We start from the raw sequence: 26,480 nt of genomic DNA, 5'->3' as shown, positions 1-26,480 counted from the left end.
CAAGCCCGCTCTCACAGAGATGTGTTGGCATGTCCATTTGCGACATCCTGCAAACCCGCTTTTGCCTTTACTTGCGGCTTGCAGCTGACCGCCGGTCACTGCGTTTGCCAAAACGCGCCATCCTTGTAGGGCAATCCCTACCCCCAGCCTTCCATCCGGCTGAGGCGAATCTCTCTTGCCCCCCGATTTGCGTGGTCTTCAGCGTCCACTAGGCTTAACCCCACAGCAGTCATCAATAACAAAGGTGTGGGTATGAGCCAGGTCGATTCAAGCGCAGGGGCCAATGATGTTCTGGTCAGCTTTCGTGGAGTGCAGAAGAGCTACGACGGCGAGAACCTGATCGTCAAAGACCTCAACCTGGACATTCGCAAAGGCGAATTCCTCACGTTGCTCGGGCCGTCCGGCTCCGGCAAGACCACCAGCCTGATGATGCTCGCCGGCTTCGAAACGCCGACCGCGGGCGAAATCCTGTTGGCCGGGCGCGCCATCAACAACGTGCCACCGCACAAGCGCGACATCGGCATGGTGTTTCAGAACTACGCCTTGTTTCCGCACATGACGGTGGCCGAGAACCTGGCGTTCCCGCTGACCGTGCGCGGCATGAACAAGAGCGACGTCAGTGCCCGGGTCAAGCGCGTGCTGAGCATGGTCCAGCTCGACAGCTTCGCCCAGCGTTACCCGGCGCAGCTCTCCGGTGGTCAGCAACAGCGTGTGGCATTGGCCCGTGCGCTGGTGTTCGAGCCGCAATTGGTGCTGATGGACGAACCCCTCGGCGCACTCGACAAACAACTGCGTGAACACATGCAGATGGAAATCAAGCACCTGCACCAGCGCCTGGGCGTCACCGTGGTCTACGTGACCCACGATCAGGGCGAAGCCCTGACCATGTCCGACCGTGTGGCGGTGTTCCATCAGGGCGAAATCCAGCAGATCGCGCCGCCGCGCACCCTGTACGAAGAGCCGAAAAACACCTTCGTCGCCAACTTCATCGGCGAGAACAACCGCCTCAATGGCCGACTGCACAGTCAAACCGGCGACCGTTGCATTGTGGAACTCGGACGCGGTGAGAAGGTGGAAGCCCTGGCGGTCAACGTTGGCCAGACCGGCGAGCCGGTGACCCTGTCCATTCGTCCGGAACGAGTGAGCCTCAACGGCTCCAGCGACCAATGCGTCAACCGCTTCTCCGGGCGGGTCGAGGAATTCATCTATCTGGGCGACCACGTCCGGGTGCGCATGGAAGTCTGCGGCAAGACCGACTTCTTCGTGAAACAGCCGATTGCCGAGCTTGATCCTGCGCTCGCCGTCGGAGACGTGGTACCGCTTGGCTGGCAGGTCGAGCACGTGCGCGCGCTTGATCCTCTTTTAGAGGCGAACTGATCGCCCCGGCAATACCAACACCAACCCTGCACGTGGAGAGAACAATAAATGTTGAGATCCCTGAAATTCACCGCTTTGGCACTGGGCATGATGGGCGCGGCACACGCAATGGCGGCCGGCCCTGACCTGACCGTGGTGTCCTTTGGCGGGGCGAACAAGGCGGCTCAGGTCAAAGCCTTCTACGCACCGTGGGAAGCGGCAGGCAACGGCAAGATCGTGGCCGGCGAGTACAACGGCGAAATGGCCAAGGTCAAGGCCATGGTCGACACCAAGAGCGTGTCCTGGGATCTGGTAGAGGTTGAGTCGCCGGAACTGTCCCGTGGTTGCGACGAAGACATGTTCGAACAGCTTGATCCGAAGTTGTTCGGCAAGACCGAAGACTACGTCAAGGGCGCCATCCAGCCGTGCGGCGTGGGTTTCTTCGTGTGGTCGACCGTGCTGGCCTACAACGCCGACAAGCTGAAATCCGCACCGACCAGTTGGGTGGATTTCTGGGACACCAAGCAGTTCCCGGGCAAGCGTGGCCTGCGTAAAGGCGCCAAGTACACCCTGGAATTCGCTCTGATGGCCGACGGCGTTGCGCCGAAAGACGTCTACAAAGTGCTGGCCGGCAAAGACGGTCAAGACCGCGCGTTCAAGAAGCTCGATGAACTCAAGCCGAACATCCAGTGGTGGGAAGCCGGTGCACAACCGCCGCAATACCTTGCTTCCGGTGACGTGGTCATGAGTTCGGCCTACAACGGTCGTATCGCTGCCGTGCAGAAAGAAAGCAACCTGAAAGTCGTGTGGAACGGTGGCATCTACGACTTCGACGCATGGGCCATTCCAAAAGGTCTGGATGCCAAGCGTGCTGAAGCAGCGAAGAAGTTCATCGCCTTCTCGGTGATGCCACAGCAGCAGAAGACCTACTCGGAAAACATCGCCTACGGCCCGGCCAACACCCAAGCCGTGCCGTTGCTGGCCAAGGATGTCCTGAAGGACATGCCGACCACCCCGGAAAACATCGCCAACCAGGTGCAGATCGACGTCAGCTTCTGGGCTGACAACGGCGAGCAACTGGAACAGCGCTTCAACGCCTGGGCTGCCAAGTAAGACCGCACCGCGGGCTTACGCTGTAGGAGCGAGCTTGCTCGCGAAGACGTCAGTACATTCAACATCGTTGTCGACTGACACTTCGCTTTCGCGAGCAAGCCCGCTCCCACATTTGAACAGAGTGTTTTAAACGATCGAGGTGGTTCTCCGCCTCTGTACGATCAAAGATTCCCGGAGTACGTCATGGCTATCGCCGTTCCCCTGAACGAGGGCACCAGCCCCACCTTGAAGCAGCGGCTCAAGCACGCCGAGCGGGTTAACCGCTGGAAGGCCCAGGCGTTGATCGCGCCGCTGGTGCTGTTTCTGTTGCTGGTGTTCCTGGTGCCGATCGTGGCGCTGCTCTACAAAAGCGTTGGCAACCCGGAAGTGGTCGGCGGCATGCCGCGTACCGTGACCGCCATCGCCAGCTGGGACGGTCGCGGCCTGCCCGCTGAACCGGTTTACAAAGCGGCGGCCGAAGACCTCGCCGAGGCCCGCAAGAACCAGACCCTGGGCGATCTGTCCAAGCGCCTGAACATGGAGCTGGCCGGCTACCGCAGCCTGCTGACCAAAACCGCCCGCGCCTTGCCGCTCGCCACCGAGCCGGCCTCTTATAAAGAAGCGCTGGAAGGTCTCGATGAGCGCTGGGGCGACCCGGCCTACTGGCAAGCGGTGCGCCGCAACACCAGCAGCATCACCCCGTATTACCTGCTGGCGGCTGTCGATCATCGCATCGACGACCTCGGCGAAATCGCCCCGGCCACCCCGGACCAGGCGATCTACCTCGACATCTTCGCCCGCACCTTCTGGATGGGCCTGGTCATCACCGTGATCTGCCTGGTGCTGGCGTATCCACTGGCTTACCTGCTGGCCAATCTGCCGTCGCGCCAGAGTAACCTGCTGATGATTCTGGTGCTGTTGCCGTTCTGGACCTCGATCCTGGTACGGGTCGCGGCGTGGATCGTATTGCTGCAGTCGGGCGGCCTGATCAACAGCGGCCTGATGGCCATGGGCATCATCGACAAGCCGATCGAACTGGTGTTCAACCGCGTCGGTGTCTACATCTCCATGGTGCACATCCTGCTGCCGTTCATGATCCTGCCGATCTACAGCGTGATGAAAGGCATCTCGCCGACTTACATGCGCGCCGCGATTTCCCTCGGCTGCCATCCGTTCGCCAGTTTCTGGCGGGTGTACTTCCCGCAGACCTATGCCGGTGTCGGCGCCGGTTGCCTGTTGGTGTTCATCCTCGCCATCGGCTACTACATCACCCCGGCATTGCTGGGCAGCCCGAACGATCAGATGGTCAGCTACTTCGTCGCCTTCTACACCAACACCAGCATCAACTGGGGCATGGCGACCGCACTCGGTGGGCTGCTGTTGCTCGCAACGGTCGTGCTTTATCTGATTTACAGCTGGCTGGTGGGCGCGAGCCGCCTGCGCCTGAGCTAAGGGGAGAACGAAATGCTGAGTCCTTACATGTCGCCCATCGAACGGGTGTGGTTCTACAGCTTGCGGATTCTCTGCGGCTTGATTCTGTTGTTCCTGATCCTGCCGGTGCTGGTGATCATTCCGCTGTCGTTCAACTCCGGCAGTTTCCTGGTGTACCCGCTGCAAGGTTTCTCGCTGCAGTGGTACCACGATTTCTTCGCCTCGGCGGAGTGGATGCGTGCCCTGAAGAACAGCATCATCGTCGCCCCTGCGGCCACGGTGCTGGCCATGGTTTTCGGTACATTGGCGGCGATCGGCCTGACCCGCGGCGACTTCCCCGGCAAGGCGCTGGTGATGGCGCTGGTGATTTCGCCGATGGTGGTGCCAGTGGTGATCATCGGTGTGGCCAGTTACCTGTTCTTCGCTCCGCTGGGGCTGGGTAACAGCTTCTTCTCGCTGATCGTGGTGCATGCGGTGTTGGGTGTGCCGTTTGTGATCATTACCGTGTCGGCGACCTTGCAGGGGTTCAACCACAATCTGGTGCGGGCTGCTGCGAGCCTGGGCGCTTCGCCGCTGACCACGTTCCGCCGGGTGACTTTGCCGCTGATCGCGCCGGGCGTGATCTCGGGGGCGCTGTTCGCTTTCGCGACGTCGTTCGATGAGGTGGTGGTGACGCTGTTCCTCGCTGGCCCTGAACAAGCGACCCTGCCACGGCAGATGTTCAGCGGCATCCGCGAAAACCTCAGCCCGACCATCGCCGCCGCCGCGACGCTGCTGATTGCCTTCTCGGTGATCCTGTTGCTGACCCTGGAATGGCTGCGTGGGCGTAGCGAGAAACTGCGTACTGCGCAGGTCTGACGCCGAACCCGGTAAAAATGTGGGAGCGGGCTTGCTCGCGAAAGCGGAGTGTCAGCTGATGTATAAGCTGAATGACACACCGCCTTCGCGAGCAAGCCCGCTCCCACAGGGGTTCCAGTGGACCATTAGTTCATTCACCGCCTGAATACCAGACAAACCCCAATCCCCAGCTACTATTGTGCCCAGCTCCCCTACCTACAAGAGGCTGCGCACATGAGTCTTTCCTCTTTCAAGATCGCTCACAAACTGATCACCGGCGCAGGTGCCATCGAGCAGTTGTCCGCCGAGCTGGCGCGCCTGGACATTGATAATCCGCTGATCGTCACCGATGCCGCCCTGGTCAAGTCCGGTACGGTAGAACTGGCGCTGGCGCAGTTGGGCGAGCGCAGCTACGAGATTTTCGACCGGGTACTGCCGGACCCGGAAATCGCCATCGTTGAAGATTGCATGCAAGTGTATCGCGAGGGCGGGCATGACGGCCTGATCGGCCTGGGCGGCGGCAGTGCCATCGACATTGCCAAGAGCGTGGCGGCCTATGCCGGATACCACGGCGCGCTGGAGGATCTGTTCGGTATCGATCAGGTCCCGCGCAAAGGCCCGCCGTTGATCGCGATTCCGACCACGGCCGGCACCGGTTCGGAAGTGACCAACGTCGCTATCCTTTCCGACAAGGTCGCGCAACTGAAAAAGGGCATCGTCAGCGACTACCTGTTGCCGGACGTGGCGCTGGTCAGTCCGCAAATGACCCTGACCTGTCCGCGCAGCGTCACGGCGGCCAGCGGCGTCGATGCGCTGGTGCATGCCATCGAATCCTATCTGTCGGTCAATGCCTCACCGATTACCGATGCCCTGGCCATCGGCGCCATCAAGTTGATCGCCAAGGCCTTGCCCAAGGCCTACGCCAACCCGTCGAACCTGCAAGCCCGGGAAGACATGGCCACCGCCAGCCTGATGGCCGGCATGGCGTTCGGCAATGCCGGGGTCGGCGCGGTGCATGCGCTGGCGTATCCGCTGGGCGGACGTTTCAACATTGCCCATGGCGTGAGTAATGCCCTGCTACTGCCCTATGTCATGACCTGGAACAAGATGGCCTGCATCGAACGGATGCAGGATATCGCCGAGGCCATGGGCGTAAAGATCGCTCATCTGAGTGTCAACGAAGCGGCTGACAAAGCCGTGCAAGCCATGACCGAGCTGTGTGCCGCCGTGGAAATTCCCCAGGGCCTGCGCAGTTTCGGTGTACCCGAGGACGCCATCGCGTCCATGGCCGTGGAAGCGGCGGGGATCGAGCGCCTGATGCGCAATAACCCGCGCAAGTTGAGTGCCGTCGATATCGAGAAGATCTATCGCGCGGCGTACTAGAGGCGCTGCCGTCGATGGATGATGGCAGGGTCCAATCATCGCGCTCACGGTGCGCGCGTCAAAGCATGAGGTATACAATGCGCGCCATCGTGATTCTGCTCAGAAAAGGTGCGTCATGCAGCCCTTCGTAATTGCTCCGTCGATTCTCTCCGCCGACTTCGCCCGCCTGGGTGAAGAAGTGGACAACGTCCTGGCCGCCGGCGCCGACTTCGTGCACTTCGATGTCATGGACAATCACTACGTACCGAACCTGACCATTGGCCCGATGGTCTGCTCGGCACTGCGCAAGTACGGCGTGACCGCGCCGATCGACGCGCACCTGATGGTCAGCCCGGTGGACCGCATCGTCGGCGACTTCATCGAAGCCGGTGCGACCTACATCACCTTCCACCCGGAAGCCACCCAGCACGTCGACCGCTCCCTGCAACTGATCCGTGAAGGCGGCTGCAAGTCGGGCCTGGTGTTCAACCCGGCGACCCCGCTGGACGTGCTCAAGTACGTGATGGACAAGGTCGACATGATCCTGCTGATGAGCGTCAACCCGGGCTTCGGCGGGCAGAAGTTCATCCCCGGCACCCTCGACAAACTGCGTGAAGCGCGGGCCTTGATCGATGCCTCGGGCCGTGACATTCGCCTGGAAATCGACGGCGGCGTGAACGTCAACAACATTCGCGAAATCGCTGCGGCCGGTGCTGACACCTTCGTCGCCGGTTCGGCCATCTTCAATGCGCCGAACTATCAGGAAGTCATCGACAAGATGCGCTCCGAACTGGCGCTGGCTCGCCCATGAGTGGCTTTGAGCAGCTGTTCCCGGGGCAATTGCCACGGCTGGTGATGTTCGATCTGGACGGCACGTTGATCGATTCGGTCCCGGACCTGGCAGTGGCTGTGGACAAGATGCTGCTCAATCTCGGTCGCCAACCCGCCGGCCTGGAAGCAGTGCGCGAATGGGTCGGCAATGGCGCGCCGGTATTGGTACGTCGTGCGCTGGCCGGCGGCATCGATCATTCGGCAGTCGATAACGCCGAGGCCGAACGGGCGCTGGAGTATTTCATGCAGGCCTATGGCGAGAGCCATGAGCTGACGGTGGTTTACCCCGGCGTGCGCGATACCCTCAAATGGCTGCAAAAGCAGGGTGTCGAGATGGCGCTGATCACCAACAAGCCGGAGCGTTTCGTCGCGCCGCTGCTGGACCAGATGAAGATCGGCCGTTATTTCCGCTGGATCATCGGCGGCGACACCCTGCCACAGAAAAAACCCGATCCGGCCGCGCTGTTTTTCGTAATGAAAATGGCCAACATTCCGGCTTCGCAGTCGTTGTTCGTCGGCGATTCACGCAGCGATGTGCTGGCGGCGAAAGCGGCGGGGGTCAAGTGTGTGGCCCTGAGCTACGGCTATAACCATGGGCGGCCGATCGCCGAAGAATCGCCGGCGCTGGTGATCGACGACCTGCGCAAGCTAATTCCCGGTTGCCTGGATCCGGCCGCTGAGATAACGTTGGCCGACGCAGTCAAACCCCCTTCTGGAAACGCCATCGTGGTGGTCACTCGCAAACTCTGGATGAAAGTCATCAAGGCCCTGGCCCGCTGGCGTTGGCGCACCTGACTTGATCCTGGCCGGTTTCCGGCGCGTTTGCATACCTGACTGTTCGACCCTCAAGCCACGAGGCACCTCATGATCCGCGAAGAATTCCTGCGTTTGGCCGCTGCCGGATACAACCGCATTCCGCTTGCCTGCGAAACCCTGGCCGACTTCGACACGCCGCTGTCGATCTACCTGAAACTGGCCGACGAGCCCAATTCCTACTTGCTGGAGTCCGTACAGGGCGGCGAGAAGTGGGGCCGTTACTCGATCATCGGCCTGCCGTGCCGCACCGTGCTACGGGTTCACGACCATCACGTCAGCGTGACCGTCGACGGCGTCGAGACCGAAAGCCACGACGTGGAAGACCCGCTGGCCTTCGTCGAAACCTTCAAGGCCCGCTACAACGTGCCAACCATCGCCGGCCTGCCGCGTTTCAACGGCGGCCTGGTGGGCTACTTCGGTTATGACTGCGTGCGTTACGTGGAGAAGCGTCTGGGCAAGTGCCCGAACCCGGATCCGCTGGGCGTGCCGGACATTCTGCTGATGGTCTCCGACGCCGTCGTGGTGTTCGACAACCTTGCCGGCAAGATGCACGCCATCGTCCTGGCCGACCCGGCGCAGGAAGACGCCTTCGAGCAAGGCCGCGCGCGCCTGGAAGAGCTGCTGGAAAAACTGCGCCAGCCGATCACCCCGCGCCGTGGCCTGGACTTCAGCCAGCAACAGTCGGCCGACCCGGTATTCCGCTCCAGCTTCACCCAGGACGATTACGAAAAAGCGGTCGATACCATCAAGGAATACATCCTGGCCGGTGACTGCATGCAGGTCGTGCCGTCCCAGCGCATGTCGATCGACTTCAAGGCTGCGCCGATCGATCTGTATCGCGCGCTGCGCTGCTTCAACCCGACGCCTTACATGTACTTCTTCAACTTCGGTGACTTCCACGTCGTCGGCAGTTCGCCGGAAGTGCTGGTGCGGGTCGAAGATAACCTGATTACCGTACGCCCGATTGCCGGCACCCGCCCACGCGGGGCCAATGAAGAAGCTGACCTGGCGCTGGAAAAAGACCTGCTGTCGGACGACAAGGAAATCGCCGAACACTTGATGCTGATCGACCTCGGTCGCAACGACACTGGTCGCGTCTCGGAAATCGGCTCGGTGAAGCTCACCGAGAAAATGGTCATCGAGCGTTACTCCAACGTGATGCACATCGTGTCCAACGTTACCGGGCAACTAAAGGCCGGGCTGACGGCAATGGACGCACTGCGCGCAATTCTGCCGGCGGGCACCTTGTCTGGCGCGCCGAAGATTCGCGCGATGGAAATCATCGACGAACTGGAGCCGGTCAAGCGTGGTGTCTACGGCGGTGCGGTCGGTTACTTCGCCTGGAACGGCAACATGGACACCGCGATTGCGATCCGCACGGCGGTGATCAAGAACGGCGAGCTGCACGTGCAGGCCGGTGGCGGCATCGTCGCCGACTCGGTGCCGGCATTGGAATGGGAAGAAACCCTGAACAAGCGCCGCGCAATGTTCCGCGCCGTGGCACTGGCCGAGCAAACCCCGAACACCTGATTTCACGCAAAGCCCTGTGGGAGCGAGCTTGCTCGCGATGGGGCCATCACTACCACATTGATGTTGTCTGACCCACCGCAATCGCGAGCAAGCTCGCTCCTACAGGGATTACACCACCATAAAAAAACGCGGCGCCTGTGAGGGCGCCGCGTTTTTTATTGCCTGTCCATCAGAAGTCCAGCGCAACACCTACGTTGATGCCCTGTTGGGTGAAGTCGTCGTCCCTGCGAATGTTGTAGCTGGCGCGCAATGCCAGGTCGCGGGTGAGGTTATGGCTCACCCCCAGGTTCACGCGCTGCAAGTGGCTTTGCGGGGTGTAGCCTTCCAGCGTGAACTGGTTGTTCGGCAGACTGTTGAGGTTGATGCCCACGTCCTGGGTATCGTCGTTGTACTCACGTTCGATTGCCGCCTCGCCGAACACCTGGGTTTGCGGGGTGATCTGGTATTTGCCCTGCAGGCCAGCTCCCAGGCGTCGGGAAATCACTTCCTGATCGGCAAAGGTCAGCGCCGTGGAATCGTTGCCGTCCTCCGAGTAGCCGTCGACTTTCGCCTTGGAGAAATCAGCGCTGATAAACGGCGACACGTGCCAAGGGCTGCTGGCATGTTGTGCAATGTCGTAACCCAGGCGAGCGCTGAAGGCTTCGATGTAGCCGCTGGTATCGCCTTTTTCACTGCGTTCGTTGGCACCCAACTGGAACTTGCGCTTGAGGCTGTCGTAATCCAGATGTCCGGCTGTCAACGCCACGTCCGCCCAGACACGGTTTTGCTGGTATTGGGCGAATGCCGTGCCCAGGTAAGAGTTGAGCTTGTAGTCGGAGTCGTTGCTGCCGGCTTCGAGTTTCTGGTTATAGAAACCAGCTGCCAGGCCGACGCGCCAGGCATCATCGATGCGGTAGCTGCCCCCGATGTTCAGGTTGGCTCCGTTGCCGTCGGCACTGACCGCGCTGTCCTGACTGTCAAAGTCTTGATGCTGTCCGCCGCCAGAAACAATGGCTCGCCATTGGCCCACGCCCTGCCAGTTTTGCCAATCGGCCAGCCACTGGTTGCGCAATTCATCCTGATGCGCGCGCACGGTGCCTTGGGCCATTTCCGGCAGTAATGTCAGCTCCCAGGGTGCTGCCAACAGGGAATACGCGTAGTCGGCAATCAGGCGCTGTCCGGCTTCTGTGGGGTGCACTGAGTCGTTATAGATCAGCTTGGTCGGGTCCGGCGTGGCGCTGTTGATTCCGTAACGGGCATTCTCGGTACAACCGTTGCCGCTGAAGCAGGTAGTGATGAGGTTCTGGTCGGTGGCCAGGCCAAACTGCGCCGGGTTGGCGAACGTCTCTTTGAGCAGTACCGGAATGTTGAGCGGGATGACTTCGGCATTGATGTTCTGCAGTCGGCTCACCAGTTCACTATTGAACTGGGCGCTGAGTTGGGACGTGAACGCCTGCAGCGGGGTGCCGTTGAACGCCGGGGTAAAGCCGATATCGGGCAGCAACCAGACCATGACGTATTTGGCGCCGGCGGTTTGCAGCGTCTGCACGCTGTCGGCCAGTCGGTCGGCGGCGGCACTGGCCTGAGGCAAGCTGGTGACACGACCTTGCAGGAAGTCGTTACCACCACCCGACAGGTAATACAGTGCGTTCGGGTCGGCACGGAAGTTGTTCGACGGCAGGTATCCGGCGCGGGTGCGTTCGCCGGTGGCGGAAACGCTGGTGATCGAATCCAGGATCTGATCCGTGCGGTAACCGCCGACGGCCCAGTTGTTGCCATCGGGCTGGCCATTGCTGGCACGCACCGCCGAAGATGATGACGCAGTCTGGTCCGCCGAGAACCCCAGTTTCCCACCCAGTATCTGCGTGGAGTTGAGCGAGCGGATTTCGCCGCTGCCATCCAGATACACCGGCCCCGTCCGGTTGGTAAAACGCTGCGTCGCCCCGGCAGGCCCGCCGGTGTCGGCAAAGGTCCCGGCGTCGTTGAGGCTGTCCCCGAAGACCACGAAATTTGTATAAGGATTGGGTGCGGCGTTCGCCTGGGCGCATGCCATCGCGAGCAAGCATCCTGCGAGCGGTACAAACAACGACTGTTTGATCATGAGCAAGTCCGTTTATTTATTGTTGTAGTGAACGAAACGACAGTACCAAAAGCTTTCGGCCTTTTGCCATCTGTCGCGAAGCCTTTAATAGTTTCGCGGGCAGTACCCCCGGCGATATTGCACGCTCTGCCCAGCTAAGTTACTGTGCCGGGACGTACGAACGAGACCTTCCCCGTGTTGATCATCAGCAAACTCCTGGATCAAGTCATCAAGGCACACGCCCGCTGGCGTTGGCGCGCCTGAATTCTTTTGCCGGCCTCGCCGGACCTGTACCGCTTCGCCTTCTTTACCTGTTTGAAATGCCGCTTTGCTGGCGCTCCTCCAGCACCTGACAAAGCGCAGCGCTCTGCGGGTCAATCATTCGAAGGCCATCTTTAAAGTCAGTGAATTCAAGAGGTTCTTAACGTCATGTTGCTGATGATCGATAACTACGACTCCTTTACCTACAACGTTGTGCAGTACCTGGGCGAGCTCGGCTCCCAGGTCAAAGTCGTGCGCAACGATGAACTGACCATCGCTGAAATCGAAGCCCTCAATCCTGAGCGCATCGTTGTGTCCCCCGGTCCTTGCACCCCGACCGAAGCCGGCATCTCGATTGAAGCGATCAAGCATTTCGCCGGCAAACTGCCGATTCTTGGCGTCTGCCTGGGTCACCAATCCATCGGCCAGGCCTTTGGCGGCGATGTAGTGCGCGCCCGCCAAGTGATGCACGGTAAGACTAGCCCGGTATTTCACGAGGACAAGGGTGTATTCGCAGGCCTGAACCGTCCGCTGACGGTGACCCGCTATCATTCATTGATCGTCAAGCGCGAAACCCTGCCCGATTGCCTGGAGCTGACGGCCTGGACCCAGCTTGAAGACGGCTCGGTGGACGAGATCATGGGCCTGCGTCACAAGACCCTGAACATCGAGGGCGTGCAGTTCCACCCTGAGTCGATCCTCACCGAGCAGGGCCACGAACTGTTCGCCAACTTCCTCAAACAAACCGGCGGCACGCGCTAAGGACTTATCATGAACATCAAGACAGCCCTGGGCCGTATCGTCGATCACCTCGACCTCAGCACCGATGAAATGCGCGATGTGATGCGCGAAATCATGACCGGGCAATGCACGGACGCACAGATTGGTGCGTTCATGATGGCCATGCGCATGAAGAGCGAAAGCATCGACGAAATCGTCGGCGCGGTGTCGGTGATGCGCGAACTGGCGAACAAGGTCGAACTCAAGACCCTCGACGGTGTAGTCGATGTGGTGGGCACCGGCGGCGACGGCGCCAATATCTTCAACGTGTCGACTGCTTCCGCTTTCGTGGTTTCCGCTGCTGGCTGCACCGTGGCCAAGCATGGCAACCGTGCAGTCTCGGGCAAGAGCGGCAGTGCCGATCTGCTGGAGGCGGCCGGCATCTACCTGAACCTGACGCCGGTGCAAGTGGCTCGCTGCATTGACAACGTTGGTATTGGTTTCATGTTTGCCCAGACTCATCACTCTGCGATGAAATACGCCGCCAGCCCGCGTCGTGAACTGGGCTTGCGCACTTTGTTCAACATGCTCGGCCCGCTTACGAATCCGGCCGGTGTGAAGCATCAGGTGGTAGGCGTATTCACCCAGGCCTTGTGCCGACCGCTGGCGGAAGTGTTGCAGCGTCTGGGCAGCAAGCATGTGCTGGTGGTGCATTCGAAGGATGGCCTGGACGAATTCAGCCTGGCCGCTCCGACGTTTGTCGCAGAGCTCAAGGATGACCAGATCACCGAGTATTGGGTCGAACCGGAAGACCTGGGCATGAAGAGTCAGAGCCTGCACGGTCTGGCCGTGGAAAGCCCGGCAGCGTCTCTGGAGTTGATTCGCGATGCCCTGGGCAAGCGCAAGACCGAGAACGGTCAGAAAGCTGCCGAAATGATCGTGCTCAATGCCGGTGCCGCCCTGTATGCAGCCGACCATGCCAGCAGTTTGAAAGAGGGAGTTGCACTTGCGCACGATGCGCTGCACACCGGCCTCGCTCGAGAAAAGCTAGAGGAATTGGGTGCATTTACCGCGGTATTCAAAGTGGAGAATGAAGGATGAGTGTACCGACGGTTCTGGAAAAGATTCTGGCGCGCAAAGTTGAGGAAGTGGCCGAGCGCAGCGCTCGCGTCAGCCTCGCCGAGCTGGAAAGCCTGGCCAGGACGGCCGATGCACCTCGTGGTTTTGCCAAGGCATTGCTGGCTCAGGCCAAGCAGAAGCAACCGGCAGTCATTGCCGAAATCAAGAAAGCCTCGCCGAGCAAAGGCGTGATCCGCGAGAACTTCGTGCCCGCCGACATAGCCCGCAGCTACGAGAAGGGCGGTGCGACCTGCCTGTCGGTACTCACCGATATCGACTACTTCCAGGGCGCCGATGCGTACCTGCAGCAGGCCCGCGCAGCGTGCCAACTGCCGGTGATCCGCAAGGACTTCATGATCGACCCCTACCAGATCGTCGAAGCCCGTGCCCTGGGTGCCGATTGCGTGCTGTTGATCGTGTCCGCGCTGGATGACGTGAAAATGGCCGAACTGGCAGCCGTGGCCAAAAGCGTCAACCTTGATGTGCTGGTGGAAGTCCACGACGGCGATGAGCTGGAGCGGGCCTTGAAAACCCTCGACACTCCTCTGGTTGGCGTGAACAACCGCAACCTGCACACCTTCGACGTCAGCCTGGAAACCACTCTCGACCTGTTGCCGCGTATTCCGCGCGATCGTCTGGTCATCACCGAGAGCGGCATTCTCAACCGCGCCGATGTCGAACTGATGGAAATCAGCGATGTCTACGCGTTCCTGGTCGGCGAAGCGTTCATGCGCGCCGAAAGCCCGGGTACCGAGTTGCAACGACTGTTCTTCCCGGAGCGTGGCGTGCCTGTCAGCGGCTCGACCCTCGACTAAACACATCTTCACAGGTAAACCGCTTCCACTGTGGGAGCGGGCTTGCCCGCGAAGAGGCCCGCAAATCCCCTAGAGACCTCAGGTCTGTCGGAGCCTTCCATGTCGCTGCCAACCTCCCTGACCATCGAAGCCGGCCTGCAAGCCGAACAAAATCTGTTGGCCTCGGTTTGCGCCGGCGACGCGGAGTTCGGCCTGCTGTTCTGGCAACCGAGCGATCGGGCGTTGGTCATGCCGCGCCGCTTGAATCGCTTGCCAGGCTTCGAAGCAGCCTGTGAAGTGTCAGCGGCGGCAGGTTGGCCGGTGCTGCTGCGCGATACCGGCGGCGAACCGGTTCCACAATCGGCCACCACGATCAATATCGCCCTGGTTTACGCGCCACCACGCAGCGAAGGCGATTTGAACCGCATCGAAACCGGTTACCGGCGTCTGTGCGACCCCATCTGCCAGTTGCTGGATGAATTGGGTGGCTCGTCGTCCCTTGGCGAAATCGACGGTGCGTTCTGCGATGGCCGCTTCAACGTCAACCTCGACGGGCGCAAAATGGTTGGCACCGCCCAGCGCTGGCGCCAGAGCCAGGGGGGGCAGCGTCCGGTGGGCCTGGTGCACGGTGCGATGTTGATGGATAACGATCGGGCGTCAATGGTCGCCGCGGTCAATCGCTTCAACGAGTCCTGTGGTCTGGAGCAACGAGTACGCGCCGAAAGCCACATCGCATTGCATGAGAAGTTCACAGCACCCGATGCACTGGCGCGCCTCGACGAACTCTACCGGTTGATGCTGGCACAGATGTTCAGCGGCTAGGTTTTCGAACTTAACGCGTACCGAAGACCACCATGGTCTTGCCTTTGACGTCCACCAGGTTGCGATCTTCCAGATCCTTGAGCACGCGACCGACCATCTCCCGGGAACAACCGACAATCCGCCCGATTTCCTGACGGGTCACCTTGATTTGCATGCCATCGGGGTGGGTCATGGCGTCTGGCTGCTTGCACAGCTCCAGCAGGCAGCGGGCAACGCGGCCGGTCACGTCAAAAAATGCCAGGTCACCGACCTTGCGCGTGGTATTGCGCAGGCGCTGTGCGATTTGTCCGCTGAGGACGTAAAGAATGTCCGGATCCTGCTGGGACAGTTCGCGGAATTTTGCGTAGCTGATTTCCGCAACTTCGCATTCGACCTTGGCCCGCACCCAGGCACTGCGCTCCTGCTCCAGGCCAGCTTGCTCAAACAGGCCCAACTCACCGAAAAAGTCCCCGGCATTCAGGTAGGAAATGATCATTTCCCGCCCGTCGTCATCCTCGATCAGGATGGTGACTGATCCCTTGATGATGAAGAACAGCGTTTCCGAGCGGTCACCAGCACAAATGATGTTGCTCTTGGCCTGATAGCGGCGGCGCTGGCAATGCATCAACAGCTTGTCGAGGTTCTTGATCTTGGGGTTGGGGGCAATAGCAACCATGGTTGTATCCCGAAAAGACTGCACGGTGTGGTTTTTATAAATAGCGAACGCTGGAGTGAGGTTGGCCATGCGCCATTGAATTGGCGTCAGCTTACCAGACACTTCCTGAAATATTCGAGCATTTACCTACAAGGCTGTGGGATATGTCCTAGGATGGCGGGCGCTGTCAATCTCGGGGGCTGTGCTAAGCTGGCGACCCTTTTTTATACAGTGGAGTCTTGGCGATGAAGGCACGCATCCAATGGGCTGGCGAAGCCATGTTCCTCGGCGAATCCGGTAGCGGTCATGTCGTGGTCATGGACGGTCCGCCCGATGCTGGCGGACGTAACCTGGGTGTCCGGCCGATGGAAATGCTGCTGCTGGGTGTCGGCGGTTGCAGCAATTTCGACGTGGTCAGCATCCTCAAGAAGTCCCGCCAGGCCGTCGAGAGCTGCGAAGCCTTCCTCGAAGCCGAGCGCGCGACCGAAGATCCAAAGGTTTTCACCAGGATCCACATGCACTTCGTGGTCAAGGGCCGCGGGCTGAAAGAGGCCCAGGTCAAGCGTGCCATCGAGCTGTCTGCCGAGAAGTATTGCTCGGCCTCGATCATGCTCGGCGCGGCCGGTGTCGAGATTACCCACGACTACGAGATCATCGAGCTCGGTTGAATCGACATTCAACTATCATAAAAGCAGTGCAGACTCTGGCGAACACAAGCTGACGTCTGCATAATGCGCCACTTTTTTCAGGGTAGTGGCCCGTCAGCCGACAGGCCTCGCACCCGAACAGACAACCAAAATCGCCATCGCGAAGAGGTGTTAACCGTCCTACGCAGGTGCGTTGTTCGCATCTGACGGGCATGCTTGATCACGCGGCCGGGCCGCAAACACATAGAGAGTTTTTAACGGTGAAAAGCAAACTCAAGCTCCACGGGTTCAATAACCTGACAAAGACCTTGAGCTTCAACATCTATGACATCTGCTACGCGGAAACCCCGCAAGACCAGCAGGCTTACGTCGAGTACATCAATAAAGAGTACAACGCGAAACGCCTGACGCAGATCCTCACGGAAGTTGTCGATATCATTGGTGCCAACATCCTGAACATTGCCAGTCAGGACTATGAGCCGCAGGGCGCCAGCGTCACGATCCTGATCTCCGAAGAGCCGGTAACCCCGACCGACAGTCAGATCGAAGAGTCTCCGGGCCCGCTGCCCGAAATCATTCTGGCCCACCTCGACAAGAGCCACATCACGGTGCACACCTACCCGGAAATCCATCCGGTCAGCGGTATTGCAACCTTCCGTGTGGACATCGACGTGTCGACTTGCGGGGTCATTTCACCGCTTAAAGCGCTCAACTTCCTGATTCACCAGTTCGATTCGGACATCGTGACCGTGGACTACCGTGTGCGCGGCTTCACCCGTGACGTTGAAGGCAAAAAGCACTTCATCGACCACGAGATCAACTCGATCCAGAACTACCTCTCCGATGACACTCGCGACGCGTACCAGATGACCGACGTGAACGTGTACCAGGAAAACCTGTTCCACACCAAAATGCTGCTGAAGAACTTCGAACTGGATAACTACCTGTTCGGTGACGCCACCAGCAACCTGTCCTCTGAGCAACGTGCCCAGGTGACCGAGCGGGTGAAACACGAAATGCTCGAAATCTTCTACGCGCGCAACATGGCGTAAGATTCTCGAACACAAAAAAGGCGACTACCTCATGGCAGTCGCCTTTTTTATTGCCGAAACGCGGCCCCTGTGGGAGCGGGCTTGCCCGCGAAGAGGCCCTCACAGGCGACCGGGATATCAGATCCGATAAGTACTCTTGGTCATCACCTTGGCCATCAGGCTCATCCCGAACTTCACCGGCGCCGGAAAGCGGAACCCACCAGCCTCCAGCGCGCTTTCGGCATGCTGTTCTTCATCGATACGCATCTGCTCAAGAATCGCCCGGGATTTCTCATCCTCGGCCGGCAATTGCTCCAGGTGTTCGTTCAGGTGCTTGCACACCTGGTCTTCCGTGGCCGCCACGAACCCCAGGCTGACTTTGTCGCTGATCAGGCCAGCCACGGCGCCAATTCCGAACGACATGCCATAAAACAGCGGATTGAGGATGCTGGTGTGGCTGCCCAGTTGATGGATGCGTTGTTCGCACCAGACCAGATGATCGATTTCTTCTTCGGCGGCGTGCTCCATGGCGGCACGCACCTGCGGCAGTCTGGCGGTCAGCGCCTGCCCCTGATACAACGCCTGGGCGCAGACTTCGCCGGTATGGTTGATGCGCATCAGGCCGGCAACGTGGCGCGTGTCTTCGTCGCTCATTTTTGCATCGGGCTGCACGATGGCCGGCGACGGACGGTACGGCTGGCCACTGAAGGGCAGCAGGGTGCGCATCGCGGCATCGGCTTGCAGCAGAAGGCGGTCAATGGGCGAGTAGTGACGTTGGGTAGTCATGCTGACCTCCGGGGAGAATTTCGGCGGCCAGTTTAACCCAATCGGCCGGGGATGGTTTGCGCTGGGTCATTGTGATGCAGAGGCTGTGACAGTGTTGTGATGCCTTTTGTGGGAGCGGGCTTGCTCGCGAAGTCGGAGTGTCAGTCAACAAAGATGTTGAAAGTGAGGCCCTCTTCGCGAGCAAGCCCGCTCCCACAAGGGGGGGCAGCAATCAGCCCGGCGGCCAGTGCATCTGGCGCTGGCCAAGCACGTGCATATGAATGTGGTAGACGGTTTGCCCGCCTTCTTCATTGCAGTTCATGACGACGCGGAAGCCTTTTTCGCAGCCCAGCTCCAGGGCCAGGCGCTGGGCGGTGAACAGAATGTGTCCGGCCAGTGCCTTGTCGTCCTCCGTCAGATCGTTCAGGGTGCGAACCGGCTTCTTCGGGATCACCAGGAAATGTACCGGTGCCTGTGGGGAAATGTCGTGGAAGGCCAGTACCTGGTCGTCCTCGTAAATGATCTTCGCCGGGATTTCCCGGTTGATGATCTTGGTGAACAGAGTATCCACAGCTGTTTTCTCCGTTGTTTGTGCTGGCCTGAGTGTACTCATGGCGTATGCCAGCGCCCAGCCTTTTACCTTGAGTTGGATCAGCGCGGGCAGTAAGCCTTGTTGACCATGCCGGCGATTGTGCGAGTCAGCCAGCGTGAGCCGAGCCTCGGCAGGAAAGCGAGCCAGCGGTTGCGCCGCCCCGGAATAATGATCGCTTGATTCTTTTCCAGGGCGCGCACGGTGTAGAGCGCCACTTCCTCGGGACTCATCAATAGTTTGCTGTTGGTCAGTTTGTCGTTGTCGAGTTGCGCGGTACGGAAGAACGCTGTGCGGGTCGGCCCGGGGCAGAGCACCGAAACCTTGATCGCGCACTTTTTCAGCTCGACGCGCAATCCCTCGGAAAAGTGCAGCACATACGCCTTGCTGGCGTAATAGGTGCTCATCCATGGTCCCGGCTGAAACGCTGCAACCGAGGCCACATTCAGAATCTGCCCACCGCCTTGCAGGGCCATGCTGTTGCCGATGGCATGGCACAGGCGGGTGAGGGCGAGGATGTTCACTTCGATCAGGTCTTGCTCGGTCATCCAGTCCTGGGCCAGAAACGGGCCGCATGTACCGATGCCGGCGCAATTGACCAACAGATCGATTTGCCGGTCGCCTTCCTCCAGCTCCAGCAGGAACCCGGACAGGCGCAACGGTTCGCCCAGGTCACAGGCACGGAACAGCACATCCACGCCGAACCTTTGGGTCAATTCAATCGCAATGCTTTCCAGCTGATCACGTTGTCGGGCCACCAGAATCAGGCTGCGGCCGCGCCGGGCCAACGCTTCGGCCATTGCCAGGCCGATGCCGCTGGAGGCGCCAGTGATCAGAGCGTAACGGGTCATGCAGTTCTCCATCGCAACAGCTCCGCGCCGCGACGCAGGTGTCACGGGCCAGGAGCGCTGTTCATTCTTTCGCAGAGTCTACAGGGGGCTGGGCCTCTTCGGCTGCATCGTCGGCGGAAATTGGCACCGGTTCGACCTCGACGTCGATTTCATCGGTGGTGACCGAACTGCTGTCGTAGCTGCTCTGGGCGGCGTTTTCGTATTCTTCCTGTATCGCCGAGAGACCACCGGCCAGGGAGCCGACCAGGATCAGTGCGATTACGACCAGCCACAGCGAAGACAATACTTTGACCGCGGTACTGTTCGGCGGAGGCGGTGGACCGTAGCGGTTGGCCAGTTCATTGCCCGGTACGACCATGATCACGAACGGAAAGAAACTGCCCACAAACGGCACCAGGTTCAGCAGCCACAGCCAGCCGGACCAGCCGACATCGTGCAAACGTTGAACGGTGATCTGGATGCTGACGAAGGCAAATCCGACAAACAGGATCAGGGCCAGCAAGCCACCCAGGATCAGGCCGGCGGTTGAATCCGCACCGATGAGGGCCAGGGCGACCAATGCAAACACCCCGCAAACAGCCGAGAGCACCAGTGTCAGCACCAGCGTCCAGGCAAGAAAACGCAAGCGACCGATACGGCCATCGAAGCTGAATGGCTGGAGCGTGGCGAATTCCGCCACCGCTTCGCCGACGGGCGCGCGAGGCGCAGCGTAAGGAGACTGCGGTTCCGCCAAGGCCGCCTGGCTGTTGGCCGGGGTATGGTCATGCACGTCGGCAAGATTCAACTCGATCGGTGTTTCGGCTTCGATGCGCGCGTCGATACCGGTCTTGCTCAGCGCCTGGAGATAGGTCTGGGCATCGGCCTGCGTCAGGTTGCGTTTGAGCGCTACCGGGCGCCCGGCGAACAAGCGCTCGATGGCTGTGACATCGCTTTTGAACAAATCGGCGAGATTGAGCTTTGCCGTGGTGATATCTACACCGGGCAGCAAGGCACCTTCGAATACGATCTTGAAACGATTTTCGCCCATGTGCGAAGCATCCTTGTCGCGAGAGGTTGAAAGAAGGTTGTGTCCGGGTGAGTGTAAGGCCAGCCGGGAGGGGCTGGCCAAGATTTGCTGTCAGCGCGGCCAGCGTTTTGGCAGCTGGGCCGCATGCTCCAGGGCTTGGCGGTACTCGGCGTCGAGACGTGCAATCAACTGCTCGACACTCGGCAAGTCCTCGATTTCTCCGACGCCCTGGCCAGCAGACCAAACGGTTTTCCAGGCTTTGGCCTCATCGCTCACGGGTTTGAGCTTGGAACCGAAGTTGATCTCGCCCTTGCCCTGCAACGCGGCCATGTCGAAACCGGCGGCTTCCAGGCTCTGGCGCATGAAACTTGCGGGGACACCTGACACGGCTGGAGTATGGATGATGTCTGCAGCTTTGGATGTCAGCAGCATTTCTTTGTAGGCCTCGGGCGCGTGACTTTCGGTCGTGCCGATAAACCGAGTGCCAAAGTAGGCCAGATCCGCGCCGAGTAATTGCGCGGCAAGAATTTCATGCCCGTGGTTCAGGCAGCCGGCCAGCAACAGGGTCTTGTCGAAGAACTGGCGGATTTCGGCAATCAGCGAGAACGGGCTCCAGGTCCCGGCGTGTCCACCGGCCCCGGCAGCCACGGCGATCAATCCATCCACGCCGGCTTCGGCCGCTTTCTCGGCATGACGACGTGTCGTCACATCATGGAACACCAGGCCACCGTAGCTGTGCACCGCATCGACCAGTTCTTTCACGGCGCCGAGGCTGGTGATCACGATCGGCACTTTGTGCTCTACACAGATTTCCAGGTCCGCCTGTAAGCGTGGATTGCTGTTATGCACGATCAGGTTCACGGCATAAGGCGCGGGGTTTTCCATTGTCGCCAGTCCGGCTTCGATCTCTTCCAGCCAGGCCTTGAAACCGCCGCTTTCGCGCTGGTTCAGCGCCGGGAAGCTGCCAACCACGCCCTGACGACAGCAGGCGAGTACCAATTGCGGATTGGAAATCAGGAACATCGGCGCAGCCACCACGGGCAGACGCAAACGTTGTTCGAGCAGAGCGGGCAGCGACATTGGAAGTACCCCGGTGAGTGGTGTCTATTGGATTTAGAACGGCCGAACGACGACCAGAATTACGACTGCCAGCAATATCAGAACCGGAACCTCATTGAACCAGCGATAAAAGACATGGCTGCGGGTGTTTTCGCCACGGGCAAAACGTTTTACCTGGGCGCCGCACATGTGGTGATAGCCGATCAGGATCACCACCAGGGTCAGTTTGGCGTGTATCCAGCCACCCTGGCTGAAGATGCCTGGATTGAGGTAGATCAGCCAGCCACCGAATATCAGCGTGGCGATCATCGCCGGGCCCATGATGCCTCGGTACAGCTTGCGCTCCATTACGCTGAAGCGTTCCTTGCTGATCGTGTCTTCACTTTGAGCGTGATAAACGAACAGTCTTGGCAGGTAGAACAGGCCGGCAAACCAGCACACGACGCTGACGATATGAAACGCTTTGAGCCACAGATAGAGCATTTTTGGTTATTCCCCAATTCACGGTAGTGGGAATAGTAGAGGCTTGAGCGTCCGCACGTCACCTTGACGGTTGTCGCAGAGGCGCGCGGCCCCTATTATCGACGGCTTTCCAGTGGGTTCGTTGAGGGCAGGTTTATGGTCAAGGTCGGTATCGTCGGCGGCACGGGTTACACCGGTGTCGAACTGCTGCGTCTGTTGGCGCAACATCCGCAAGCTGAGGTGGTAGTCATCACTTCCCGATCCGAGGCTGGCCTGGCCGTAGCCGACATGTACCCGAACCTGCGAGGCCATTACGACGGCCTGGCATTCAGCGTTCCGGACATCAAGACCCTGGGTGCCTGCGATGTGGTGTTCTTCGCCACGCCGCACGGTGTTGCCCATGCCCTGGCGGGCGAACTGCTGGCGGCCGGGACCAAGGTCATCGACCTGTCGGCCGACTTCCGTCTGCAAGACGCCGATGAATGGGCCAAGTGGTACGGCCAGCCGCACGGTGCACCGGAACTGCTGGACGAGGCGGTCTACGGTTTGCCGGAAGTCAATCGCGAGCAGATCAAGAAAGCGCGCCTGATTGCCGTGCCGGGCTGCTACCCAACTGCAACGCAATTAGGTTTCCTGCCATTGCTCGAAGCCGGCCTGGCCGATGCTGCGCATCTGATTGCTGACTGCAAATCCGGCGTCAGCGGTGCCGGTCGTGGTGCTTCCGTAGGTTCTCTGTACTCCGAGACGTCGGAAAGCATGAAGGCCTATGCCGTCAAAGGTCACCGTCATCTGCCGGAAATCCGCCAGGGGTTGCGTCGTGCAGCGGGCAAGGACGTCGGGCTGACTTTCGTTCCGCACCTGACACCCATGATTCGCGGCATTCACTCGACGCTCTACGCCACTGTTGTTGATCGCTCGGTGGATCTGCAGGCGTTGTTTGAAAAGCGTTATGCCAACGAACCGTTCGTCGATGTCATGCCGGCCGGCAGCCATCCGGAGACGCGTAGCGTGCGGGGCGCCAACGTCTGCCGTATTGCCGTGCATCGCCCTCAGGACGGTGATCTTGTGGTGGTGCTGTCGGTGATCGACAACCTGGTCAAAGGGGCGTCGGGGCAGGCCGTGCAGAACATGAACATTCTGTTCGGGCTGGATGAGCGTCTGGGTCTCTCCCACGCCGGCATGCTGCCGTAAGGTTTATCGCGTACAGCAAAAGGCCCGTCTGACGGGCCTTTTTGCATTTCGGGCCGGCGATCGGATTGGTTGATATACCATAACAATAGTTGACCGCTTTTCTAGGAGAAGCGGATAATGCGCGTCATCACGCAATATGACGGCGTAACGCCGGGAGATAGTCAGCATGAGCGTCGAATCCTTCACCCCCACGGCTTTGCAATTCACCCACGGTGCCGCGCACAAGGTGAAGAGCCTGGTCGATGAAGAGGGGAATGATCGCTTGAAGCTGCGCGTATTCGTTACGGGCGGCGGTTGTTCAGGTTTTCAGTACGGTTTCACTTTCGATGAGGAAGTGGCCGATGACGACACTATCGTCGAACGCGAAGGTGTGAGCCTGGTGGTCGATCCGATGAGCTTCCAGTACCTGGCCGGTGCCGAGGTGGACTACCAGGAAGGTCTGGAAGGTTCGCGCTTCGTCATCAAGAACCCGAATGCGACCACCACCTGTGGCTGCGGTTCTTCGTTCTCGATCTGATCAGCGCACCTGTTCCACAGAACGCCGCACGGCCTCAGGGTCTTGCGGCGTTTTGCTGTGTGGAGGATTTATGCGGGGTAAATGGCGCCGAGTACGCGCAACCCGCGGGCACCGGTAACGCTCGGACGGTTGGCCGCGATGCCTTCGAGGCAGCAATGAGCCAGCCACGCGAAGGCCATGGCTTCGACCCAGTCGGGGTCTACACCGTAAGTCGCGGTGCTGCTGACACTGGCGTTTGGCAACAGGCTGGCCAGGCGGTTCATCAAGGCTGTGTTGTGGGCGCCGCCGCCGCAGACCAGCAGTTCCTGCGTGTCTGTCTGGGCGCTTTGCAGTGATTCGATGATGGTCAGTGCGGTCAGTTCAAGCAGCGTCGCCTGAACATCTTCGGCGCAGAAGGCTGGCAGTTGCGCCAGATGCTGCGTCAGCCATGGCAGGTTGAACACTTCCCGCCCGGTACTCTTCGGGCCTTTGGTCACAAAGAATGGGTCACTCAGCAGCGCATTCAACAGCACCGGTTGAATGTTGCCGCTGGCAGCCCATTGGCCGTCACGGTCAAAGTGGTCGCCGCGTTGCTGGTGAATCCAGGCGTCCAGCAGCACATTGCCCGGGCCGCAGTCGAAACCGGCTACCGGCTTGCCGGGCTCGATAAGGCTGAGATTGCTGAAGCCGCCTACGTTCAGTACTGCACGATTCCCGCCCCGTTCTTCAAACAAGGCTTCGTGAAAGGCGGGAACCAGCGGTGCACCTTGTCCCCCGGCAGCGACGTCGCGGCTGCGGAAGTCGCTGACCACGGTGATGCCGGTCAGCTCCGTCAGCAATGCCGGGTTGCCGATCTGCACGGTGAAGCCGCGTGCCGGTTCATGGCGGATGGTCTGGCCATGGCTGCCAATGGCACGAATGTCGTCAGGCTTCAGTTGCTGTTGAGCGAGGAGGGTGTGAATCCCTTGCGCTGCCAGTTTCACCCAGTTCTGCTGGGCGATGGCGGAGCGGGCAATTTCGTCCGGGCCGCTGGCGCATAAGCCGAGCAGCTCGGCGCGCAGGGAGTCGGGCATCGGAATGTAGTGTGAGGCGATCAACCTGATCGCCGGGGCTTGCTCGATCAGCGCGATATCCAGGCCATCAAGGCTGGTCCCGGACATCACACCTATATAGAGCGCCATGACTTAACGCTTGCTCGAAGCCAGCATAGTGGCTTTTTCCTGATCCATGCGCGCCATCAGGGGCTGGCTTTGGGCGAGGAAACGTGCGCGTTCGGCCTTGGCAATCGGATCGGCCATTGGCAGTTTCTGGCCCAACGGGTCGACGTGCACACCATTGACCTGGAACTCGTAGTGCAGGTGCGGGCCAGTGGAGAGGCCAGTGGTACCGATATAGCCAATCACCTGGCCCTGCTTCACCGTGCCGCCAGTCTTCACGCCTTTGGCGAAGCCTTGCATGTGGCCGTAGAGCGTGGTGTAGGTATTGCCGTGCTGGAGGACCACGGTATTGCCGTAGCCACCACGGCGACCGGCCAGCAAGACCTTGCCATCACCGGCTGCCTTGATCGGCGTGCCGCGCGGTGCTGCGTAGTCGACGCCTTTGTGGGCGCGGATCTTGTTCAGGATCGGGTGCTTGCGGCCCATGGAAAATTTCGAGCTGATGCGGGCGAAGTCCACCGGTGTGCGGATGAACGCCTTGCGCATGCTGTTGCCGTCAGCGGTGTAGTAGCTGCTGTTGCCTTGTTTGTTGGTGTAGCGAACGGCGGTGTAGGTCTTACCGCGGTTGGTAAAGCGCGCTGACAGGATCGGGCCATTGCCGACGGCCTTGCCGTTGACCACTTTTTGCTCGTAGATCACGTCGAATTCGTCGCCCTGGCGAATGTCCTGGGCGAAGTCCACGTCGTAGCCGAACACGCTGGCCATGTCCATGGTCAGGCTGTGGGACAGGCCCGCTCGGGCCGCGGACTGCGACAGCGAGCTGTTGATCACGCCATGAACATAAGCGGAGCGCACGGTCGGTTTCGCAGTGATGCGATTGAACGTGTAGCCCTTGTCGTTCCTGGTCAGGCTGATGCTTTCGACGTCGTTGAGCTTGCTGTGCAAGTTGGTCAACTGGCCGTCAGGGCTCAGTTCGAATTCAAGTTTTTGGCCGCGCTTGAGCTGGCTGAACTGCTTGGCCTGCTTGTCGCTGGCCAGTATTTCATGCACCGATGTGGCTGGAAGCCCGACTTTCTCGAACAGCGTGGAGAGGGTATCGCCCTTGGCGACGATCACTTCCCTGTGGCTTGCCGGCTTCTTTTCTTCAACGACCGGCGCTGGTTCGGCTTGAGCGGTTTCCTGGGTGTCCTCGGCGCTGTTGTCGATCTGCGCGAAGGGGGGGGTTACAGGTTCATTTGTGGCTTGAACGACGTCAGCAGCGTCTTGATCTTGTGTCAGTTGTTCAGCAGGACTTTCCAGTTCAAGACTCAGGGTCGTTTTTTTGGCTTCAACATCGCTGGAAGGGAATACCAGGAGCGCCAGGCTGAGAAGGGCGGCGATTCCACTTGCGGCGAGCAGGTGGGTCTTCGGGTAAAGCGGCGGCGCTTTAGACGATTCTTTGGTCATAAGTGGTTTTGACTTTGAAAAAGATGAATTGGAAAAGATGAATGACATGATGAAGATGAAATAACTGTATAAAATATAACCAAATCATCTCTGAAGCAAGTCCGTAGGTGCCCTGC

The 26,480-nt window shown here is 59.8% G+C and carries 26 protein-coding genes; 16 read left to right on the top strand and 10 right to left on the bottom strand.

What is annotated here, in order from left to right:
- Positions 1 to 252 precede the first annotated feature (252 nt).
- The 8 genes from ACXX83_RS22120 (at position 253) to trpE (ending at position 9,255) form a co-directional block, all read left to right on the top strand.
- Positions 253 to 1,377: an ABC transporter ATP-binding protein gene (locus ACXX83_RS22120; protein WP_015097056.1), complete on the top strand. Its 1,125-nt coding sequence runs from the start codon at positions 253 to 255 to the stop codon at positions 1,375 to 1,377.
- Positions 1,378 to 1,425: 48 nt separating this feature from the next.
- Positions 1,426 to 2,469: an ABC transporter substrate-binding protein gene (locus tag ACXX83_RS22115; RefSeq protein WP_007980202.1), complete on the top strand. Its 1,044-nt coding sequence runs from the start codon at positions 1,426 to 1,428 to the stop codon at positions 2,467 to 2,469.
- A 183-nt stretch (positions 2,470 to 2,652) separates the two neighbouring features.
- A complete protein-coding gene (locus tag ACXX83_RS22110) occupies positions 2,653 to 3,900 on the top strand; it encodes an ABC transporter permease (protein WP_095964075.1) in 1,248 nt (415 codons plus the stop codon).
- Between the two features lie 12 nt (positions 3,901 to 3,912).
- Positions 3,913 to 4,737 (top strand): ABC transporter permease, encoded by an 825-nt coding sequence (locus tag ACXX83_RS22105; protein WP_007980200.1) that lies wholly within the window; start codon positions 3,913 to 3,915, stop codon positions 4,735 to 4,737.
- A 213-nt stretch (positions 4,738 to 4,950) separates the two neighbouring features.
- Positions 4,951 to 6,099, top strand: coding sequence for an iron-containing alcohol dehydrogenase (locus ACXX83_RS22100; RefSeq protein WP_126047856.1), 1,149 nt, complete (start codon positions 4,951 to 4,953; stop codon positions 6,097 to 6,099).
- A 115-nt stretch (positions 6,100 to 6,214) separates the two neighbouring features.
- Entirely contained in the window at positions 6,215 to 6,889 is a 675-nt protein-coding gene (rpe, locus tag ACXX83_RS22095) for a ribulose-phosphate 3-epimerase (protein WP_007980198.1), read from the top strand.
- A complete protein-coding gene (locus ACXX83_RS22090; protein WP_458549610.1) occupies positions 6,886 to 7,704 on the top strand; it encodes a phosphoglycolate phosphatase in 819 nt (272 codons plus the stop codon). The genes rpe and ACXX83_RS22090 overlap by 4 nt, the downstream gene beginning before the upstream one ends.
- A 69-nt stretch (positions 7,705 to 7,773) precedes the next feature.
- Positions 7,774 to 9,255, top strand: coding sequence for an anthranilate synthase component I (gene trpE, locus ACXX83_RS22085; RefSeq protein ID WP_095964072.1), 1,482 nt, complete (start codon positions 7,774 to 7,776; stop codon positions 9,253 to 9,255).
- 169 nt (positions 9,256 to 9,424) lie between these two features.
- On the opposite strand, the gene estP is transcribed toward trpE, so the two are convergent.
- Positions 9,425 to 11,335 carry an esterase EstP gene (gene estP, locus ACXX83_RS22080; protein WP_458549608.1) on the bottom strand — a complete coding sequence of 637 codons (1,911 nt, stop codon included), beginning with the start codon at positions 11,333 to 11,335 and terminating at the stop codon, positions 9,425 to 9,427.
- A 408-nt stretch (positions 11,336 to 11,743) separates the two neighbouring features.
- Between estP and ACXX83_RS22075 the strand changes: the two genes are divergently transcribed.
- From ACXX83_RS22075 to ACXX83_RS22060, 4 genes are all read left to right on the top strand, one after another.
- On the top strand, positions 11,744 to 12,337 hold the full coding sequence (locus ACXX83_RS22075; RefSeq protein WP_007980194.1) for an aminodeoxychorismate/anthranilate synthase component II: 594 nt from the start codon (positions 11,744 to 11,746) through the stop codon (positions 12,335 to 12,337).
- A gap of 9 nt (positions 12,338 to 12,346) precedes the next feature.
- Positions 12,347 to 13,396, top strand: a complete 1,050-nt coding sequence (gene trpD, locus ACXX83_RS22070) for an anthranilate phosphoribosyltransferase (protein WP_217836508.1) — start codon at positions 12,347 to 12,349, stop codon at positions 13,394 to 13,396.
- Positions 13,393 to 14,229, top strand: coding sequence for an indole-3-glycerol phosphate synthase TrpC (gene trpC / locus ACXX83_RS22065; protein ID WP_095964069.1), 837 nt, complete (start codon positions 13,393 to 13,395; stop codon positions 14,227 to 14,229). Before trpD ends, trpC begins: the two co-directional genes overlap by 4 nt.
- A 99-nt stretch (positions 14,230 to 14,328) precedes the next feature.
- On the top strand, positions 14,329 to 15,030 hold the full coding sequence (locus tag ACXX83_RS22060) for a lipoate--protein ligase family protein (RefSeq protein WP_217836506.1): 702 nt from the start codon (positions 14,329 to 14,331) through the stop codon (positions 15,028 to 15,030).
- A gap of 10 nt (positions 15,031 to 15,040) precedes the next feature.
- On the opposite strand, the gene crp is transcribed toward ACXX83_RS22060, so the two are convergent.
- The gene (gene crp, locus ACXX83_RS22055; protein ID WP_217836505.1) at positions 15,041 to 15,685 is read right to left on the bottom strand and encodes a cAMP-activated global transcriptional regulator CRP; all 645 of its coding nucleotides are present in this window, start codon (positions 15,683 to 15,685) and stop codon (positions 15,041 to 15,043) included.
- A 224-nt stretch (positions 15,686 to 15,909) separates the two neighbouring features.
- Here crp and ACXX83_RS22050 point away from each other — a divergent pair, with 224 nt between their 5' ends.
- Complete coding sequence (locus ACXX83_RS22050; RefSeq protein WP_015097046.1) at positions 15,910 to 16,332, top strand: OsmC family protein; 423 nt, start codon at positions 15,910 to 15,912, stop codon at positions 16,330 to 16,332.
- 239 nt (positions 16,333 to 16,571) lie between these two features.
- A complete protein-coding gene (gene speD, locus ACXX83_RS22045) occupies positions 16,572 to 17,363 on the top strand; it encodes an adenosylmethionine decarboxylase (RefSeq protein ID WP_007980189.1) in 792 nt (263 codons plus the stop codon).
- Between the two features lie 117 nt (positions 17,364 to 17,480).
- Here speD and coq7 read toward each other — a convergent pair whose 3' ends face one another.
- The 6 genes from coq7 to hemJ all read right to left on the bottom strand — a co-directional run bounded on the left by coq7 (position 17,481) and on the right by hemJ (position 22,095).
- On the bottom strand, positions 17,481 to 18,128 hold the full coding sequence (coq7, locus tag ACXX83_RS22040) for a 2-polyprenyl-3-methyl-6-methoxy-1,4-benzoquinone monooxygenase (RefSeq protein WP_007980187.1): 648 nt from the start codon (positions 18,126 to 18,128) through the stop codon (positions 17,481 to 17,483).
- Positions 18,129 to 18,339: 211 nt separating this feature from the next.
- Positions 18,340 to 18,678: a histidine triad nucleotide-binding protein gene (locus ACXX83_RS22035; RefSeq protein ID WP_007980184.1), complete on the bottom strand. Its 339-nt coding sequence runs from the start codon at positions 18,676 to 18,678 to the stop codon at positions 18,340 to 18,342.
- Positions 18,679 to 18,758: 80 nt separating this feature from the next.
- A complete protein-coding gene (locus tag ACXX83_RS22030) occupies positions 18,759 to 19,547 on the bottom strand; it encodes an SDR family NAD(P)-dependent oxidoreductase (protein ID WP_217836504.1) in 789 nt (262 codons plus the stop codon).
- Between the two features lie 61 nt (positions 19,548 to 19,608).
- On the bottom strand, positions 19,609 to 20,574 hold the full coding sequence (locus tag ACXX83_RS22025) for a DUF805 domain-containing protein (protein WP_458549605.1): 966 nt from the start codon (positions 20,572 to 20,574) through the stop codon (positions 19,609 to 19,611).
- A 90-nt stretch (positions 20,575 to 20,664) separates the two neighbouring features.
- Positions 20,665 to 21,633 carry an NAD(P)H-dependent flavin oxidoreductase gene (locus tag ACXX83_RS22020; protein ID WP_458549604.1) on the bottom strand — a complete coding sequence of 323 codons (969 nt, stop codon included), beginning with the start codon at positions 21,631 to 21,633 and terminating at the stop codon, positions 20,665 to 20,667.
- Positions 21,634 to 21,666: 33 nt separating this feature from the next.
- Entirely contained in the window at positions 21,667 to 22,095 is a 429-nt protein-coding gene (gene hemJ, locus ACXX83_RS22015; protein ID WP_015097042.1) for a protoporphyrinogen oxidase HemJ, read from the bottom strand.
- A gap of 135 nt (positions 22,096 to 22,230) precedes the next feature.
- On the opposite strand from hemJ, the gene argC reads away from it, so the two are divergent.
- Both argC and erpA read left to right on the top strand, forming a co-directional pair.
- Positions 22,231 to 23,265 carry an N-acetyl-gamma-glutamyl-phosphate reductase gene (gene argC, locus ACXX83_RS22010; protein ID WP_007980174.1) on the top strand — a complete coding sequence of 345 codons (1,035 nt, stop codon included), beginning with the start codon at positions 22,231 to 22,233 and terminating at the stop codon, positions 23,263 to 23,265.
- Between the two features lie 166 nt (positions 23,266 to 23,431).
- The gene (erpA, locus tag ACXX83_RS22005; protein WP_007906865.1) at positions 23,432 to 23,782 is read left to right on the top strand and encodes an iron-sulfur cluster insertion protein ErpA; all 351 of its coding nucleotides are present in this window, start codon (positions 23,432 to 23,434) and stop codon (positions 23,780 to 23,782) included.
- Between the two features lie 68 nt (positions 23,783 to 23,850).
- On the opposite strand, the gene ACXX83_RS22000 is transcribed toward erpA, so the two are convergent.
- Positions 23,851 to 24,942, bottom strand: a complete 1,092-nt coding sequence (locus ACXX83_RS22000; protein WP_458549601.1) for an anhydro-N-acetylmuramic acid kinase — start codon at positions 24,940 to 24,942, stop codon at positions 23,851 to 23,853.
- Between the two features lie 3 nt (positions 24,943 to 24,945).
- Positions 24,946 to 26,364: a peptidoglycan DD-metalloendopeptidase family protein gene (locus ACXX83_RS21995; protein WP_126047832.1), complete on the bottom strand. Its 1,419-nt coding sequence runs from the start codon at positions 26,362 to 26,364 to the stop codon at positions 24,946 to 24,948.
- Positions 26,365 to 26,480 lie beyond the last annotated feature (116 nt).

The sequence above is a fragment of the Pseudomonas sp. GNP012 genome (assembly GCF_054343835.1).
The sequence above is the reverse complement of the archived record's forward strand: the minus strand, read 5'-3'. Positions and strand labels throughout refer to the sequence as shown.

What these genes read in the sequence shown, in the direction of transcription:
- ACXX83_RS22120 (WP_015097056.1), top strand. Translation starts at nt 253, where the DNA reads ATGAGCCAGGTCGATTCAAGCGCAGGGGCCAATGATGTTCTGGTCAGC.
- ACXX83_RS22115 (WP_007980202.1), top strand. Translation starts at nt 1,426, where the DNA reads ATGTTGAGATCCCTGAAATTCACCGCTTTGGCACTGGGCATGATGGGC.
- ACXX83_RS22110 (WP_095964075.1), top strand. Translation starts at nt 2,653, where the DNA reads ATGGCTATCGCCGTTCCCCTGAACGAGGGCACCAGCCCCACCTTGAAG.
- ACXX83_RS22105 (WP_007980200.1), top strand. Translation starts at nt 3,913, where the DNA reads ATGCTGAGTCCTTACATGTCGCCCATCGAACGGGTGTGGTTCTACAGC.
- ACXX83_RS22100 (WP_126047856.1), top strand. Translation starts at nt 4,951, where the DNA reads ATGAGTCTTTCCTCTTTCAAGATCGCTCACAAACTGATCACCGGCGCA.
- rpe (WP_007980198.1), top strand. Translation starts at nt 6,215, where the DNA reads ATGCAGCCCTTCGTAATTGCTCCGTCGATTCTCTCCGCCGACTTCGCC.
- ACXX83_RS22090 (WP_458549610.1), top strand. Translation starts at nt 6,886, where the DNA reads ATGAGTGGCTTTGAGCAGCTGTTCCCGGGGCAATTGCCACGGCTGGTG.
- trpE (WP_095964072.1), top strand. Translation starts at nt 7,774, where the DNA reads ATGATCCGCGAAGAATTCCTGCGTTTGGCCGCTGCCGGATACAACCGC.
- estP (WP_458549608.1), bottom strand. Translation starts at nt 11,335, where the DNA reads ATGATCAAACAGTCGTTGTTTGTACCGCTCGCAGGATGCTTGCTCGCG.
- ACXX83_RS22075 (WP_007980194.1), top strand. Translation starts at nt 11,744, where the DNA reads ATGTTGCTGATGATCGATAACTACGACTCCTTTACCTACAACGTTGTG.
- trpD (WP_217836508.1), top strand. Translation starts at nt 12,347, where the DNA reads ATGAACATCAAGACAGCCCTGGGCCGTATCGTCGATCACCTCGACCTC.
- trpC (WP_095964069.1), top strand. Translation starts at nt 13,393, where the DNA reads ATGAGTGTACCGACGGTTCTGGAAAAGATTCTGGCGCGCAAAGTTGAG.
- ACXX83_RS22060 (WP_217836506.1), top strand. Translation starts at nt 14,329, where the DNA reads ATGTCGCTGCCAACCTCCCTGACCATCGAAGCCGGCCTGCAAGCCGAA.
- crp (WP_217836505.1), bottom strand. Translation starts at nt 15,685, where the DNA reads ATGGTTGCTATTGCCCCCAACCCCAAGATCAAGAACCTCGACAAGCTG.
- ACXX83_RS22050 (WP_015097046.1), top strand. Translation starts at nt 15,910, where the DNA reads ATGAAGGCACGCATCCAATGGGCTGGCGAAGCCATGTTCCTCGGCGAA.
- coq7 (WP_007980187.1), bottom strand. Translation starts at nt 18,128, where the DNA reads ATGACTACCCAACGTCACTACTCGCCCATTGACCGCCTTCTGCTGCAA.
- ACXX83_RS22030 (WP_217836504.1), bottom strand. Translation starts at nt 19,547, where the DNA reads ATGACCCGTTACGCTCTGATCACTGGCGCCTCCAGCGGCATCGGCCTG.
- ACXX83_RS22025 (WP_458549605.1), bottom strand. Translation starts at nt 20,574, where the DNA reads ATGGGCGAAAATCGTTTCAAGATCGTATTCGAAGGTGCCTTGCTGCCC.
- ACXX83_RS22020 (WP_458549604.1), bottom strand. Translation starts at nt 21,633, where the DNA reads ATGTCGCTGCCCGCTCTGCTCGAACAACGTTTGCGTCTGCCCGTGGTG.
- hemJ (WP_015097042.1), bottom strand. Translation starts at nt 22,095, where the DNA reads ATGCTCTATCTGTGGCTCAAAGCGTTTCATATCGTCAGCGTCGTGTGC.
- argC (WP_007980174.1), top strand. Translation starts at nt 22,231, where the DNA reads ATGGTCAAGGTCGGTATCGTCGGCGGCACGGGTTACACCGGTGTCGAA.
- erpA (WP_007906865.1), top strand. Translation starts at nt 23,432, where the DNA reads ATGAGCGTCGAATCCTTCACCCCCACGGCTTTGCAATTCACCCACGGT.
- ACXX83_RS22000 (WP_458549601.1), bottom strand. Translation starts at nt 24,942, where the DNA reads ATGGCGCTCTATATAGGTGTGATGTCCGGGACCAGCCTTGATGGCCTG.
- ACXX83_RS21995 (WP_126047832.1), bottom strand. Translation starts at nt 26,364, where the DNA reads ATGACCAAAGAATCGTCTAAAGCGCCGCCGCTTTACCCGAAGACCCAC.